At 75.9% G+C, this 14,242-nt stretch carries 14 protein-coding genes; 6 read left to right on the forward strand and 8 right to left on the reverse strand.

Annotation, left to right across the window (positions count from 1 at the left end; all coding sequences use genetic code 11):
• Window positions 1-38: 38 nt before the first annotated feature.
• The 3 genes from ACI78R_RS11845 to ACI78R_RS11855 are packed head-to-tail and all read left to right on the forward strand — an operon-like array spanning window position 39 to window position 3,162.
• Entirely contained in the window at window positions 39-845 is an 807-nt protein-coding gene (locus ACI78R_RS11845; protein WP_073421491.1) for a purine-nucleoside phosphorylase, read from the forward strand.
• Window positions 842-2,467, forward strand: a complete 1,626-nt coding sequence (locus ACI78R_RS11850) for a phospho-sugar mutase (protein ID WP_457040869.1) — start codon at window positions 842-844, stop codon at window positions 2,465-2,467. The genes ACI78R_RS11845 and ACI78R_RS11850 overlap by 4 nt, the downstream gene beginning before the upstream one ends.
• A gap of 2 nt (window positions 2,468-2,469) precedes the next feature.
• Window positions 2,470-3,162 (forward strand): haloacid dehalogenase type II, encoded by a 693-nt coding sequence (locus ACI78R_RS11855; RefSeq protein WP_457040870.1) that lies wholly within the window; start codon window positions 2,470-2,472, stop codon window positions 3,160-3,162.
• Here the strand turns inward: ACI78R_RS11855 and ACI78R_RS11860 are convergent.
• The 5 genes from ACI78R_RS11860 to upp all read right to left on the reverse strand — a co-directional run bounded on the left by ACI78R_RS11860 (window position 3,095) and on the right by upp (window position 7,479).
• A complete protein-coding gene (locus tag ACI78R_RS11860) occupies window positions 3,095-3,640 on the reverse strand; it encodes a hypothetical protein (RefSeq protein WP_457040871.1) in 546 nt (181 codons plus the stop codon). The genes ACI78R_RS11855 and ACI78R_RS11860 overlap by 68 nt on opposite strands.
• 32 nt (window positions 3,641-3,672) lie before the next feature.
• Window positions 3,673-4,185 carry a DUF805 domain-containing protein gene (locus ACI78R_RS11865; protein WP_457040872.1) on the reverse strand — a complete coding sequence of 171 codons (513 nt, stop codon included), beginning with the start codon at window positions 4,183-4,185 and terminating at the stop codon, window positions 3,673-3,675.
• A gap of 114 nt (window positions 4,186-4,299) precedes the next feature.
• Window positions 4,300-5,898 (reverse strand): hypothetical protein, encoded by a 1,599-nt coding sequence (locus ACI78R_RS11870; RefSeq protein WP_457040873.1) that lies wholly within the window; start codon window positions 5,896-5,898, stop codon window positions 4,300-4,302.
• A gap of 61 nt (window positions 5,899-5,959) precedes the next feature.
• Window positions 5,960-6,853, reverse strand: coding sequence for a Gfo/Idh/MocA family protein (locus tag ACI78R_RS11875; protein WP_457040874.1), 894 nt, complete (start codon window positions 6,851-6,853; stop codon window positions 5,960-5,962).
• Window positions 6,854-6,855: 2 nt separating this feature from the next.
• The gene (upp, locus tag ACI78R_RS11880) at window positions 6,856-7,479 is read right to left on the reverse strand and encodes a uracil phosphoribosyltransferase (RefSeq protein WP_457040875.1); all 624 of its coding nucleotides are present in this window, start codon (window positions 7,477-7,479) and stop codon (window positions 6,856-6,858) included.
• 112 nt (window positions 7,480-7,591) lie between these two features.
• Between upp and deoC the strand changes: the two genes are divergently transcribed.
• From deoC to ACI78R_RS11895, 3 genes are read left to right on the forward strand one after another with little or no spacing between them, the layout of a single operon-like run.
• Entirely contained in the window at window positions 7,592-8,587 is a 996-nt protein-coding gene (gene deoC / locus ACI78R_RS11885; protein ID WP_457040876.1) for a deoxyribose-phosphate aldolase, read from the forward strand.
• Window positions 8,587-10,050, forward strand: coding sequence for an aldehyde dehydrogenase family protein (locus ACI78R_RS11890; protein ID WP_457040877.1), 1,464 nt, complete (start codon window positions 8,587-8,589; stop codon window positions 10,048-10,050). Before deoC ends, ACI78R_RS11890 begins: the two co-directional genes overlap by 1 nt.
• Window positions 10,050-10,916 carry an aldehyde dehydrogenase family protein gene (locus ACI78R_RS11895; protein WP_457040878.1) on the forward strand — a complete coding sequence of 289 codons (867 nt, stop codon included), beginning with the start codon at window positions 10,050-10,052 and terminating at the stop codon, window positions 10,914-10,916. Before ACI78R_RS11890 ends, ACI78R_RS11895 begins: the two co-directional genes overlap by 1 nt.
• A 42-nt stretch (window positions 10,917-10,958) precedes the next feature.
• Here ACI78R_RS11895 and ACI78R_RS11900 read toward each other — a convergent pair whose 3' ends face one another.
• From ACI78R_RS11900 to ACI78R_RS11910, 3 genes are all read right to left on the reverse strand, one after another.
• The gene (locus ACI78R_RS11900; RefSeq protein WP_457040879.1) at window positions 10,959-11,906 is read right to left on the reverse strand and encodes an MBL fold metallo-hydrolase; all 948 of its coding nucleotides are present in this window, start codon (window positions 11,904-11,906) and stop codon (window positions 10,959-10,961) included.
• 64 nt (window positions 11,907-11,970) lie between these two features.
• On the reverse strand, window positions 11,971-13,548 hold the full coding sequence (locus tag ACI78R_RS11905) for a class I adenylate-forming enzyme family protein (protein ID WP_454553711.1): 1,578 nt from the start codon (window positions 13,546-13,548) through the stop codon (window positions 11,971-11,973).
• A complete protein-coding gene (locus tag ACI78R_RS11910; protein WP_336028012.1) occupies window positions 13,545-14,219 on the reverse strand; it encodes a GntR family transcriptional regulator in 675 nt (224 codons plus the stop codon). Before ACI78R_RS11910 ends, ACI78R_RS11905 begins: the two co-directional genes overlap by 4 nt.
• Between the last annotated feature and the right edge of the window lie 23 nt (window positions 14,220-14,242).

A 14,242-nucleotide genomic window follows, 5' to 3' on the forward strand; every position in this document is an offset into this window, starting at 1 on the left:
CCCGCGACCGCCCCGGCGGGCTGGGTTAGCGTCGCCCGGTGAGCGAGAGCACCTCCGACCCCGCGGCCCTGGCCGCCACCGCCGCGACCGCGCTGACCGACGCCCTGGGCGGCGGCCACGACGTCGCCGTCGTCATGGGCTCGGGCTGGGCCCCGGCGGCCGACGCCTTCGGCGAGCCGGCGGCCACCGTCCGCATCGGCGACCTGCCCGGCTTCGCCGCGCCGACGGCGGTCGGCCACGGCGGCGAGGTGCGTTCGGTGCGCGCCGGCGAGCGGCGGGTGCTGCTGTTCCTCGGCCGCACCCACCTCTACGAGGGCCGCGGCGTCGAGCCCGTCGTGCACGGCGTGCGCACCGCGGCCGCGGCCGGTGTGCGCACCGTCGTGCTGACCAACGCCGCCGGCGGGCTGGACCCGCAGCACCGGGTGGGCCAGGCCGTGCTGATCAGCGACCACCTCAACCTGACCGCCCGCTCGCCGCTGGTCGGCGCCGACTTCGTCGACCTCACCGACCTCTACTCCTCCCGCCTGCGCGCGCTGGCCCGCGAGATCGACCCCGAGCTCACCGAGGGCGTGTATGCCCAGCTGCCCGGCCCGCACTACGAGACGCCGGCCGAGATCCGCATGCTGCGCACGCTCGGCGCCGACCTCGTCGGCATGTCCACCGGGCTGGAGGCGATCGCCGCGCGCGCCGCCGGGGCGGAGGTGCTCGGGCTGTCGATGGTCACCAACGCCGCGGCCGGCATCACCGGCGAGAAGCTCGACCACGCCGAGGTGCTCGCCGCCGGCCGGGCCGCCGCGGGCCGGCTGGGCCGGACCCTCGTCGAGCTCATCGGCCGGCTGCCGTGACCCTGCTCGAGCAGGCGCGGGCCTGGGCGGCCGCCGACCCGCACGACGGCGACCGCGCCGAGATCGAGTCCCTGGTCGCGGCCGGGGACACCGCCGAGCTCGAGCGCCGCTTCGCCGGGCCGCTGACCTTCGGCACCGCCGGGCTGCGCGGCCCGCTGCGCGCCGGGCCCGCCGGCATGAACGCGGCCGTCGTCACCCGGGCCGCCGCCGGGCTCGGCGCCTGGCTCACCGCGCACGGGCACGCCGGCGGGGGCGTCGTCGTCGGCTTCGACGCGCGCCGCCGCTCCGACGAGTTCGCCCGGGTCACCGCCGCGGTGCTCACCGCCGCCGGGTTCGCCGTGTCGGTGCTGCCCCGGCCGCTGCCCACCCCGGTGCTGTCCTCGGCGGTCCGCTCCCTGGGCTGCGTGGCCGGCGTGATGGTCACCGCCAGCCACAACCCGCCGCAGGACAACGGCTACAAGGTCTACCTCGCCGACGGCGCCCAGCTCGTGCCGCCGGCCGACCGGGAGATCGAGGCCGCGATCGCCGCGGTCGGGCCGGCCCGCGAGGTGCCCACCGCCGACGGCTGGACCACCCTCGGCGACGAGGTGGAGGCCGGCTACGTGGCCGCGGTGGTGTCGGCGCTCGACCCGGCGCAGGTGCCGGCGATCGTGCGGCAGGGCGTGACGGTGGCCTACACCGCGATGCACGGCGTCGGCGCGGCCACCACGCGCGCGGTGTTCGCCGCCGCCGGGTTCGGGCCCCTGGTGAGCGTGCCCGAGCAGGACGCGCCGGACCCGGCGTTCCCGACCGTCGCCTTCCCCAACCCGGAGGAGCCCGGCGCGGTCGACCTGCTGCAGGACCTGTCCTCCCGCGTGGGCGCCACCGTCGGCATCGCCGAGGACCCCGACGCCGACCGCTGCTCGGTGGTGGTCGACGGCCGCCAGCTCACCGGCGACGAGGTCGGGGCGCTGCTCGCCGACTGGCTGCTGCGCCGCGGCGTGCGGGGGACGTACGCGTCCTCGCTGGTCAGCGGCTCGCTGATGCACGCGTTGGCGCAGGCGCACGGCGTCCGGTCCGCCGAGACGCCGACCGGGTTCAAGTGGATCATCCGGGCGGGCACCGACGCCGAGCCGCTGGTGTTCGGCTACGAGGAGGCGCTGGGCTACGCGGTCACCCCCGACGTCGCCCGCGACAAGGACGGCATCTCCGCGGCCCTCGCCGTCGCCCTGCTGGCCGCGGAGCTCAAGGCCACCGGGCGCACGCTGGTCGACCGGCTCGACGAGCTGGCCCGTGAGCACGGGCTGTTCGCCACCGGCCAGCTGTCGGTGCGGGTCGAGGACCTCGCGCTCATCTCCGGCGCGATGGAGCGGCTGCGCGCCGACCCGCCGCAGCGGCTGCTCGGCCGGCCGGTCACCGCGACCGACCTGCTGGCCGAGGACCCGCCCGTCGACGCCGTCCGGCTGCTCGGCGACGGGGTCCGCGTGATCGTGCGGCCCAGCGGCACCGAGCCGAAGCTCAAGGCCTACCTGGAGACGGTGGTGCCGGTGCACGACGACGCCGGGATCATCGCCGCCCGCGGCCGCGGCGAGGACGAGCTCGACCAGCTGCGCGGCGAGATGGCGCACGCGCTGGGGCTGTAGCCGTGGACGCCGGCGCGCTGGTCTTCGACGTCTTCGGCACCGTCGTCGACTGGCGCGCCGGCGTCGCCCGCGAGGCGGCGCGGCTGCTCGGGCCGGACGTCGACGCCGCGGCCTTCGCCGACGCCTGGAGGGCGCGCTACCAGCCCTCGATGGAGGAGGTGCGCTCCGGCCGGCGGCCGTTCGTGCCGCTGGACGCGCTGCACCGGGAGTCGCTGGCGGCCGCGCTCGCCGAGGTGGGCGTGGGCCCGGTCGCCGACGACGTCGCCGGCGAGCTCGTGCTGGCCTGGCACCGGCTCGACCCGTGGCCGGACTCCGTGCCCGGGCTCACCCGGCTGCGCCGCCGGCACCTGCTCGCGCCGCTGTCCAACGGCGGCGTCCGGCTGCAGGTGGACCTCGCCCGGCACGGCGGGCTGCCGTGGGACACGGTGCTCGGCGCGGAGGTCGTCGGCCGCTACAAGCCCGACCCGGAGGTGTACGACTCCGCGCCGCGGTTCCTGGCGCTGCCGCCGTCGCGGGTGTGCCTGGTGGCCGCGCACGTCGACGACCTCGCGGCCGCCCGGGAGCGGGGCCTGCGCACGGCGTACGTGCACCGGCCCGCCGAGTTCGGTGGCGACCCGGTGCCGCCGGTCACCGACCCCGCCGCCGACCTCTCGGTCGGCTCGCTGAAGGAGCTGGCGGACGCCCTCGGCTGCTGATCGGCGGGCGCCAGTCCATCGTCCAGGTCTCCCCCACCGGCAGCGCGCGCCAGCGCCTCCCGGCGTCGGCCAGCGCGTCCGCCGCGGCGGCGAGCCGGTCCGGCGGCAGGCCCAGGCCCGCGGCCTCGCCGGGCAGCACCTGCGCGCCGCGGGCGCTGCGGGCCACCAGGTCGGCCACCCCCTCGGCCCGCTGGATCGCCGCGGCCCGCTCCCGCTTGAGCCGCGCCGAGCGCTCGGCCGCGTGCGGCGGCTGGCGGCCGCTCACGTGCCGCATGCTGCCCCAGACGACGCCGTCGGCCACGCAGCCCCAGATCCCGTCGGCCATCCCGAGCTCGGTCTCCACCAGCGCGTGCACCAGGTCGTGCGGCAGGTCCGCGCCCCCGCCGGCACCGCGCATGGCGAACACGACGCCGTCGTCGCGCTCGACGACGGTCTCCACCGGACGCCGGTCGGCCAGCCGGGAGAAGGTGAGTCGCACCTCTCCAGGCTGGCCGACGGGGTCAACCGGTTTCACCAGTTCGCGAGCAGGGGCTCCCGCCGCGCCGGGCGGGCGCCCCCGGCGCCGCCGTACTGGTTGACACCCGGCTCGCCGGGCAGGCAGCCGACCACCACGAACAGCACGATCGGGCCGGCGATCGGCACCAGGCCCCACAACAGGAACCAGCCGGAGCGGCCGGTGTCGTGCAGCCGGGTGACCGCCGCGCTGATCGACGGCGCGAACAGCGCCAGCGAGACCAGCAGCGTGATCGGCCCGCCGGAGAAGCTGACGTCGGCGCTGTAGTAGTCGTAGCCGTAGGACTGGTAGCTCGTGGAGTACCAGGCCAGGCCGAGCGCGATGTCCGCGACGATCGCGGCAATGCTCGCCGCCCACAGCGGCAGCGCGTAGTGCAGCCAGTAGGTGCGCCGGTCGATCCGGCCCCGGCGGACGTACCAGCTGCCCTGGTCCTGGTACGCCGGCGGGCGGGCGCCGTAGCCGTTGCCGTATGTGGTCTGGTGGCCGTAGCCGTGGGCGTACTCGCTCATGGAGGTGTCTCCCCTGTCCGGCCCCGGTACCCGGGGCTCCCTGTCGTCGAGGGAGACGATGGCGGTGGCCGCTTGGCCCGCGGTTGGGAGCGGCTGCACCCGCGCTGCAAGGGCTCAGGAGAAGGCCGGCGCCCGCCAGACGCGGAAGACGGTGCCGTCGGACAGCGGCACGGTGAGGAGCAGGCCGGCGTCGCACACCACCGCGTCGACCTTGGGGCCGGCACCCTGCGCCGGCTCGGCCAGCCGCGTGCACCCCGGCCCGGCGGGCTCCCCCTCACCGGGCGGTCCGCTGCGCGCGTGAAGCGTGACCTCGCGGGCGGCGAGGAAGGCCGGCACGGTTCCCTCCTGCAGCGCCGTCAGGTACTCCGGCGGCCCGACCAGCCCCTCGAGGTGCACCATCGGACGCGCCAGGTGCGCGCCGAGGCTGCCGGCGCGGTCACCCATCGCGAGCGCACCGCTGGGCTCGAGCGCGTCGACCTGCGACGCCAGACCGGGACCTGCCTCGACGGAGGCGGATCGCTCGACGCTGCCGGCGGCCGTCCGGGCGGCCGTCGCCAGCGGGACGAGAACGGCCACCACCAGCGCGGCGGCCGCGAGCGAGCGCCCGCCCCGGTCGGACACGGGGAGCTGCGAGAGCAGCGCGGGGGCCGCCAGGGCCACCGCGAGCGGTGCCGCGGAGAAGTACCACGGCCACAACTGCCACGACGACGACACCGCGTAGTAGGCGATGGTCAGCAGCCCGCCGACGAGCACGGTCGCACCCGCACCGGCGGCGGCTCGCGCCGCGAGATCGGTCCGGCGCCCGAGCAGCAAGGCGGCCGGGACGACGAGACAGGCGAGCATCCCCAGCCAGGTCTGCTGGCCCAGCACCACCGGTGAACGGAGGAACTGTGCGACCACGTCGACGTTGAGGCCGTCGCCGCCCAGCGCCTTGGCCTGCCCCGAGACCGGGGTGGGGGTGCCGAACAGAGCCTCGTTGACGACGAGGTAGGTGGCGAGCGCCACCGCGGGCGGTGCGGCGAAGGCCATGACCCGTCGCGGGTGCCGTCGCCACCGCACGACCAGCACGGCGCCGAGGACGAGGAACGTCAGGACGGCGTCGAGCCGCGCCAGGCAGGTGACCGCTGCCAGCCCCCCGAGGGTCCACGCCGTCCGCGCACCCGGGTCGGCGGCGCGCAATGCGTCGCCACGGACCAGCACCGCCGCCGTCGCCACCAGGCCGAGCAGCAGGAGACCGGTCTCCATCCCGGAGAACAGGAAGGCCGGCCCGGCTGCACCCGTGACCAGCAGCGGCAGCGCGGCGACCACGCCCGTCCAGGGTCGCGCCAGGCGGGCCGCCAGCGACCCGAGCAGCACGGCGAGCGCCACCGCCACCGCGGCGGACAGCAGCGTGACCCCGATCAGCAGGCCCCGCCCCTCGGCGATCGCCGCCACCGGCACCAGCGCCAGCAACCACAGGGGGTGGTAGCCGTTGGTCGGGTCGAGCCCGGAGAAGGTGGACCCGTCACCGTCGGCCACGTGCCGGGCCACGCCGAGGTAGTACCAGGCGTCGTCGTCGAGGAGCCCGACGGCCCGGTCGTACGGGAGCAGGACCACCAGGACCAGGCGCACCGCCACCAGGACGAGGACCGTCCCGGTCAGCACTCCGCCGGGCGTGGCGACCGCCCGCCGCCCGGCACGCGGGCCGGCGGGACCGGCCACCGACGTCGTCACCCCGCGGAGTATGGGGCGGTGGACCGCCCCGATGGGGTGCCCGCGTCGTCCCGGTCGCAGGTCAGGACGTCGGGACGAGCTCCCGGCAGCCCGACGCGAGTGCCCGCTCGGCGGTCTCGAGCACCACGACGACGTCGCGGCCGAAGCCGACGTCGCACGGGTGGTCGCCGCCGGTGAGCGCCGCGGCCTGCAGCTGGTCGACCGCCGCCGACAGCGACTCGACGGCGCTCTCGGTGTCGGGCAGCAGCACCAGCCGGCCGGCGTCGCCGTGCACGCAGAACTCGATGCCGGTGGCCAGGGGCGCCACGGTGTGCGACAGCGTGACGGTGGAGGCGACGCCCGGCGTCGCGTGCTGCAGCACCAGGTGCACCGTGTCCCCGGCGCCGGCGCCCGCCTGCACCGACGCCACCGGCCCCAGCGCCGGCACGAGCAGCGACAGCGCGTGCGGGCCGATGTCCCACAGCGCGCCGTGCTCGCGGCGCCAGGCGGAGTCGAAGGGGCTGCCGGCCAGGGCGCTCAGCCACGACGCGGCGCCGCCGGCGAGCCGGGTGCGCGCGGCCTGCCCGAGCCAGGTCGTCGTCGCGGCCTGGAAGCGGAAGGTGAAGAACACGACCGAGGCGACGCCGGCGGACCGGACCGCGGTCACCACCCGGTCGGCGTCGGCCGTGGTGAGCCCGATCGGCTTCTCCAGCAGCAGGTGCCGGCCCGCGGCGGCGGCCTGCTCGGCCAGCGGCACCTGGACGTCCGGGGGCACGGCGACGGCGACGGCGTCGACCTGCTCGAGCAGCGCGGCGAGGTCGGAGGTGCCGGGGACGTCGAACTCGGCGCCGACGGCGGCGGCCTTCTCCGCGTCGCGGCCCCAGATGCCGGCGAGCTCCGCGGTGGGGTGCGCCGCGATCGCGGCGGCGTGGACGGTGCGGGCCCAGTGACCGGTGCCCAGGACGGCGAACCGCATGGTCAGACGGCGCCGAACTGGCGGTCGCCGGCGTCGCCGAGGCCCGGGACGATGTAGGCCTGGTCGTTGAGGCCCTCGTCGACGCTGGCGGTGAACACCCGCAGCGGGAGCCCGCTCTGCTCCAGCCGCTCCAGGCCGGCCGGGGCGGCGAGCGTGCACAGCACGGTGATCTCGGTGGCGCCGCGGTCGGTGAGCAGCGTGCAGCAGTGCACCAGCGAGCCGCCGGTGGCCAGCATCGGGTCGAGGACGAACACGTGCCGGCCGACCAGCGTCTCCGGCAGCGAGGCCATGTAGGCCTCGGGCTGGAAGGTCTGCTCGTTGCGGGCCAGGCCCACGAAGCCCATCTGCGACTCGGGCAGCATCCCGTGCGCGGTGTCGGCCATCCCGAGGCCCGCGCGCAGCACCGGCACGATCAGCGGCGGGGACGCCAGCCGGTAGCCGGTGGTCTCGGTGACCGGGGTGGTGATCGGCTCCTCGGCCACCTCGAGGTCACGGGTGGCCTCGTAGACCAGCATCTGGGTCAGCTCCCGCAGCGCCGCCCGGAAGGCGGCGTTGTCGGTCCGCTCGTCGCGCATGCGCGAGAGCCGGGCCCGGGCGAGCGGGTGGTCGACGACGGTCAGCTGCACGGGCGCCACCGTAACGGTCGCGCCCAGGGGGCGACGGCGCGGAACGGGGACCCCTCCCCGCACGGGGGAACCGCGGTCCCGGGGCGGCCCGCCGCACTGGGAGGATGGGCGCATGACCCACGTGCTCGACCCCGGGACGCTCGCGGCCGGGACCCGGCCCACCCCCGGGTCCGGAGCGGCGCTCGACGACGTGACCCGGTCCGACGCCGCCCTCCGCGCCTTCCTGCACGGGCTGCCCGGCGTCGACCAGGTCGGCGCCGAGCAGCGCGCCGCCACGCTCGGCACCCGCTCGATCAAGACCACCGCCAAGGCGTGGGCGATCGACACCGCCATCTCGATGGTCGACCTCACCACGCTCGAGGGCGCCGACACCCCCGGCAAGGTGCGCAGCCTCGCCGCGAAGGCCCGCCGGCCCGACCCGACCGACCCCACCGCCCCGCCGGTGGCCGCCGTCTGCGTCTACGGCGACCTCGCCGGCGTCGCGCGGGAGGCGCTGGCCGGCACGGGCATCCACGTCGCCGCCGTGGCCACGGCGTTCCCGAGCGGGCGGGCCAGCCGGGAGGTGAAGCTCGCCGACGTCCGCGACGCCGTGGCGAACGGCGCCGACGAGATCGACATGGTCATCGACCGCGGCGCGTTCCTGGCCGGCCGCTACCTCGAGGTGTTCGAGGAGATCGTCGCCGTCAAGGAGGCGTGCGGCAGCGCCCACCTCAAGGTCATCCTCGAGACCGGCGAGCTGGTCACCCTCGACAACGCCCGCCGTGCCTCCTGGCTGGCCATGCTCGCCGGCGGCGACTTCATCAAGACCTCCACCGGCAAGATCTCGCCCGCGGCCACGCTGCCGGTCTGCCTGGTGATGCTCGAGGCGGTCCGCGACTTCCGCGCCGCCACCGGCACCCAGGTCGGCGTCAAGCCCGCCGGCGGCATCCGCACCACCAAGGACGCCGTCAAGCACCTGGTGATGGTCAACGAGACCGTCGGCGCCGACTGGCTGTCCCCCGACTGGTTCCGCTTCGGCGCCTCCAGCCTCCTCAACGACCTGCTCCTGCAGCGGCAGAAGCTGCGCACCGGCCACTACTCCGGCCCCGACCACGTGAGCGTCGACTGATGACTGCACCCGCCCAGCCCGGCCCCCTGTTCGAGTACGCCCCCGCACCCGAGTCGCGCTCGATCGTCGACGTCCGGCCCTCCTACGGCCTGTTCGTCGACGGCGAGTTCGTCGACGGCTCCGGCGAGGCGATGAAGACCGTCAACCCGGCCACCGAGGAGGTGCTCAGCGAGGTCGCGGTGGGCACCGAGGCCGACGTCGACCGCGCCGTGCGGGCCGCGCGCCGGGCGTTCACCCGCGTGTGGGGGCCGATGCGCCCCGCCGACCGCGGCAAGTACCTGTTCCGGATCGCGCGGATCCTGCAGGAGCGCGCGCGGGAGTTCGCCGTCCTGGAGTCGCTGGACAACGGCAAGCCGATCCGGGAGTCCCGCGACGTCGACGTGCCCCTGGCCGCGGCGCACTTCTTCTACCACGCGGGCTGGGCCGACAAGCTGGCCCACGCGGGTCTCGGCCCCGACCCGCGCCCGCACGGCGTGGCCGGCCAGGTCATCCCGTGGAACTTCCCGCTGCTGATGCTGGCGTGGAAGGTCGCGCCGGCGCTGGCCACCGGCAACACCGTCGTCCTCAAGCCCGCGGAGACCACCCCGCTGACGGCGCTGCTGTTCGCCGAGGTGTGCCGCCAGGCCGACCTGCCCCCGGGCGTGGTCAACGTCGTCACCGGCGCCGGCGACACCGGCCGCGCGGTGGTCGAGCACGACGACGTCGACAAGGTCGCCTTCACCGGCTCCACCGAGGTGGGCCGCTCGATCGCCCGCGCCGTCGCCGGCACCCGCAAGGTGCTCACGCTGGAACTCGGCGGCAAGGCGGCGAACATCGTCTTCGACGACGCCCCGATCGACCAGGCCGTCGAGGGCATCGTGCGCGGCATCTTCTTCAACCAGGGCCACGTCTGCTGCGCGGGCTCGCGCCTGCTGGTGCAGGAGTCGGTGCACGACGAGGTGATCGCCTCGCTGCAGCGGCGGATCGGCACCCTGCGCGTGGGCGACCCGCTGGACAAGAACACCGACATCGGCGCGATCAACTCCGCCGAGCAGCTCGCCCGCATCCGGGAGCTGTCCGACGTCGGCGAGGCCGAGGGCGCGCACCGCTGGCAGCCGGCCTGCGACCTGCCCGACCGCGGCTTCTGGTTCCCGCCGACGGTGTTCACCGGCGTCTCCCCCGCCCACCGGATCGCCCGCGACGAGGTGTTCGGGCCGGTGCTCAGCGTGATGACCTTCCGCACGCCCGACGAGGCGGTGGCCAAGGCCAACAACACCACCTACGGGCTCTCGGCCGGCATCTGGACGGAGAAGGGCTCGCGGATCCTGGCGATCGCCGACCGGCTGCGCGCCGGCGTGGTGTGGGCCAACACCTTCAACCAGTTCGACCCGACGTCGCCCTTCGGCGGCTACAAGCAGTCCGGCTACGGCCGGGAGGGCGGCCGGCACGGGCTGGCCGCCTACCTGAAGGGGGCCTCGCACTGATGTCGGACCGGCTCGCCGTCCGCAAGACCTACAAGCTCTACGTGAACGGGGCCTTCCCCCGCTCGGAGTCCGGCCGCACCTACGAGGTGGCCGACGCCCGGGGCGCGTTCCTCGCCAACGCCGCGTGGGCCTCCCGCAAGGACGCCCGCGACGCCGTCGTCGCCGCCCGCGGCGCGTTCGGGAAGTGGTCGCGCGCCACCGCCTACAACCGCGGCCAGGTGCTCTACCGGGTGGCCGAGGTGATGGAGGGGCGGCACGCGCAGTTCTGCGAGGAGGTGGCGGCCGGCGAGGGCGTGTCCTCGGGACGGGCGCGGGCCGTCGTGGACGCCGCCATCGACCGCTGGGTCTGGTACGCCGGGTGGACCGACAAGCTCGCCGCCGTCCTCGGCAGCGCCAACCCGGTCGCCGGGCCGTTCTTCGACTTCTCGTTGCCCGAGCCCACCGGCGTCGTCGCGGTGCTGGCGCCGCAGCGGTCCTCGCTGCTCGGCCTGGTCAGCGTGCTCGCGCCGGTGCTGGCCGGCGGCAACACCGCCGTCGTCGTGACCTCCCACCGGCGGCCGCTGCCGGCGGTGACGCTCGGCGAGGTGCTGGCCACCAGCGACGTCCCGGGCGGGGTGGTCAACCTGCTCACCGGTGACGCCGGGGAGATCGGCCCGTGGCTGGCCGAGCACGACGACGTCGACGCCATCGACCTCACCGGCGCCCCGGCCGACCGGGCGCTGGAGCTCGAGCGGCTGGCCGCCGGGAGCATCAAGCGGGTCGTGCGCCCGCCCGCCGAGGAGCCGGACTGGACCGCCGACCCCGGCACCTCCCGGATGACGCCGTTCCTCGAGACGAAGACCGTCTGGCACCCGAAGGGGGTGTGAGCGCCGGGGGGTGCGCCACCGCGGTGCCGCACCCCCCGGCGCTCAGGCCAGGCAGGTCAGCGGCCGGCCGCCGTTGTAGGTGACCATGTCGCCGAGGGCCGCCATCAGGTCGATCGGCACGCCCCGCTCCCCGCCGTCGAGCTCGGCGTAGGCGCGGTGCAGGTTGCCCACGATCCGCTCGCTGTCGGACCAGTCCGCGTACTCGCCGAGGTCGGCCTGCCGGGCCGCGTCCAGCGGCGAGAGCCCGGCGTCGCGGCCCTCCCGCGCCGTCCGCTCGAGGAAGCGCAGGTAGCCCAGGATGTCGGCGACCAGCGAGCCGTCGGTGACCGGCCCGTGCCCGGGCACGACCGTCGTGGCCTCCAGCGGCGCGATGACCTTCTCCAGCACCTCGAGCGACCCCGACAGCGACCCCATGAGCAGGAACGGGGTGCCGCCGTTGAACAGCAGGTCGCCGGCGAAGAGCGTGGAGCGCTCGGGGATCCAGACGATCGAGTCGTTCGTGGTGTGCGCGGGCGTGCCGACGTAGCGGACCTCGCAGCGCAGGTCCCCCGACCAGAGGGTGACGCCCTCGGTGTAGGTGAGGAACGGCGGCGCGAGCTCGAGGGCGCCGGTGTCGAAGTGGGTCCAGAACGGCAGCGGGCCCTCGGGCCCGGGCACCCCGGTCTCGATGACGGCCTCGCGGGTCAGCTCGTGCCCGACGATCGTGGCGGTGCCGAGCAGGTAGTTGCCGTGCGTGTGGTCGCCGTGGTGGTGGGTGTTCACCAGCGTGCGCACCGGGCGGTCGGTGACGGTGCGGACGGCGTCGAGGAAGTCGCGGGTGCGCTTCTCGGTGGCGCAGGTGTCGATGCTGACCGCCCCCTGGTCGCCGACCAGCAGGCCGGTGTTGTTGATCCACCAGCTGCCGTCGGGCTGGATGTAGGCGAAGACGCCGTCGTTCACCTCCTCCAGCCGCGACGGTGGGAGGGCGTGGTCGCCGTGCGACGAGCTCATCTGGTGCCTCTCCGGTCAGGGCGCGTCGTCGCGCCGGTCGGGGCCGGGGACCCGGCCGTCCCCCTCAGCGGGCAGGGGGCACAGGGGATGCGAGCGAGGTGAGGTCGCCCAGCTGGCGCTTGAGCACCTTGCCCACCGCGTTGCGCGGGAGGGCCGGCACGGCCACGACCCGCTCGGGGACCTTGTGCGCGGCGAGCCGGTCGCGGGCCCAGGCCAGCACCTCGGCCTCGGTGGCGTCGTCCTCGGGGCGCAGGACGACGTAGCCGACGATGTGCTCCTCGCGTTCGGGCGTGCTGACGCCGACGACCGCCGCGTCGCGCACCGAGACGTGCTCCAGCAGGACGCGCTCGACCTCGGCCGCCGAGACGTTGTCCACGCCGGGCTTGAGCACGTCCTCCGCGCGGCCGAGGAACTCCAACGATCCGTCGGGCAGGGCGCGCAGGTGGTCGCCGGTGGCGAACCAGCCGTCGCGCAGGATCCGCCGGGTGTCCTCCTCGCGGCCGAGGTAGCCGGCCATCAGCGAGTGCCCGGGGACGCCGTGCACGAGCAGCTCCCCCGCCTCGCCCGGCGCCACCTCGGCGCCGTCGTCGTCCACCAGGCGGGTGCGCACCCACGGCGTCGGGCGGCCGACGGTGCCCGGCACCGCCGGCCCGTGCACGGGGTCCGACAGCGTCGGCGCGAGCGTCTCGGTGAGCCCGTAGACCTGCACCAGCCGGGTGGTGAACCGCTCCTCGAACGCGCTGCGCTCGCGCTCGGTGAGGTGCTGGGCGAACAGGGTGAGCCGCAGGCCGGTCCGGTCGACACCGCCGGGGGTCGCGCCGAGGACGGCCCGCGCGTGGACGGCGAACAGGCTCGCGACCGTCGCCGAGACGTCCCGGGTCTGCTCGGCCCAGCGGGCCGGGTCGAAGGTCGGCACCAGCGCCGCGGAGGCGCCGGTGACGAACGCCGACATGACGGAGTAGAGCAGCGCGTTGGCGTGCGAGAGCGGCAGCGTGACCAGCCACCGGTCGTCGGCGCGCAGCCGGGTCAGCTGCGCGACCGCCTCGCCGGCGAACAGCAGGTTGCCGTGGGTGAGCATGACGCCCTTGGGCCAGCCGCTGCTTCCGGAGGTGTAGAGGACGGCGAGCAGGTCACCCGGGCCGGTGCGCACGTCGGGGAGGTCGCCCTCGGCGAAGCCGGCGCGCGCGGCCTCCCAGCAGACGGCGCCGTCGGCCGCGCCGCCGACGGTGACCACCAGGCCCACCTCCGGGACCATCTCGGCGGCCGCGGCGACCACGGCCACCCGGTCGATCGCGGTCACGCTGACCCGGCACCCGGCGTGGGACAGGACGTAGGCGACGTCGTCGACGGTCGAGGACGGGTGGGTCGGCACGAGGACCGCCCCGAGGTGGGCCGCGGCGAAGAGGCACACCAGCAGCTCCGGGACGTTGCCCAGCTGGGCGTGCACCCGGTCGCCGGGACCGACGCCGGCCTGGGTGAGCAGCCGGGCCATCGCCCGGGACTCCAGCAGCACGTCGCGGTAGGACAGCACGGTCTGCTGCCCGCCCGGCCCGACCCGCACGAGGAACGGCCGCCGCGGGTCGACGCCGGCCTGCCAGGTGAGCCGGTCGCCCAGCGACCCCGACCGGCCCGCGGGCGTCACCCCCCGCCCCCCGCCGGCACCGCCTCCTGCTCCGCGCCCAGGGCGACCGACTCGGAGATCGCGAGCTCCTTCTCGATGGCCGTCCGCACGTCGGGGACCCGCCCGGTGAGCAGTGCCTCGACCAGCGACCGGTGCAGCGCCGCCGACTCCTCCCGGTCCAGCCCCTCGCCCACCGCGAGCCGGTAGCGCGCGGACTGGTCCCGGACGACCCGGGACATGGTGCGCAGCCGCGCCGAGGGGCAGGCGCTGGCCACCGCCTCGTAGAAGGCGCGGTACGCGAGCTCGCGGGCCACCGCCGTGGCGTCGTCCTGGTCGAGGGTCGCCAGGAGCCGGGCGGAGGCCGACTCGACCAGCGCCCGCCACTCGGGGCCGCCGTGCTGCGCCGCCTGGGCCGCCGTCTCCGGCTCCAGCAGGGTCCGCAGCTCGGCCAGCTCGCCGCGGTCCCGGGCCGACAGCGGCGTCACCCGCGCGCCCCGCTGCGCCGCGAACTCGACCAGCCCCTCCCCCGCCAGCCGCTGCAGGGCCTCCCGCAGCGGCGTCGGGCTGACCGCGAAGCGCTCGGAGAGGGCCGCTGTGATCAGGCGCTCGCCGGGGGCCAGTTCGCCGTCGAGGATGGCCTGCCTGATCTGGGCCTCGACCCAGTCGATCCGTGTCAGTGGTACGTCGTTCACGGACACCAGACTGCGCCCTCACC

The organism is Geodermatophilus sp. SYSU D01106 (assembly GCF_054049995.1).